Annotated in this window: 2 protein-coding genes; both read right to left on the minus strand. The window is 69.8% G+C overall.

What is annotated here, in order from left to right:
* Window positions 1-208: alpha-amylase family glycosyl hydrolase (locus tag CCN44_RS40880; RefSeq protein WP_244204054.1), on the minus strand; the 208-nt coding region annotated here is incomplete at its 3' end.
* Between the two features lie 33 nt (window positions 209-241).
* Window positions 242-569: carbohydrate ABC transporter permease (locus tag CCN44_RS40885; RefSeq protein ID WP_143650423.1), on the minus strand; the 328-nt coding region annotated here is incomplete at its 5' end.

Here is a 569-nt window from a genome sequence, read left to right on the forward strand (position 1 = left end):
CGCCGTCCTTCAGGGGTGACAGGTACCAGGGGGTGAACCAGAGGGCGTCGACCCCGAGTTCGGCCAGGTACGGCAGCCGGGAGCGGACGCCCGCGAGGTCGCCGGTGCCGTCGCCGTCGCCGTCCGCGAAGCTGCGGACGTACACCTGGTAGATGACGGCCGAGCGCCACCAGTCGGGGTCTTTCCGGGCAGGGCGGGGCTGTCCCACGGAGCGTGCCTTTCTGTGGAGGGGGCGGCGGCGTCAGCCCTTGGTGCTGCCCGCGCTGATCCCGGCGATGATGTGCCGCTGGAAGACGAGGAACAGCGCCACCATCGGGATGCTGGCGATCACCATCGCGGCGATGAGCACGGTGAGCTGGATGTTCTGCGACAGCTGGACCAGGGCCACGCTGATCGGCTGTTTGCCGGTGTCGGAGAAGACCATGAGCGGCCACAGGAAGTCCTGCCAGACGGCGACCAGCGCGAAGATCGACACCACGCCGAGCACCGGGCGGGACATGGGCAGGACGACGGACCACAGGGTGCGGAGCTTGCCGGCGCCGTCGATCTCGGCGGCCTCCAGCACCTCG

Origin of the sequence: Streptomyces tricolor (genome assembly GCF_002155905.1) — a bacterium.
Lineage (GTDB): Bacteria > Actinomycetota > Actinomycetes > Streptomycetales > Streptomycetaceae > Streptomyces > Streptomyces tricolor.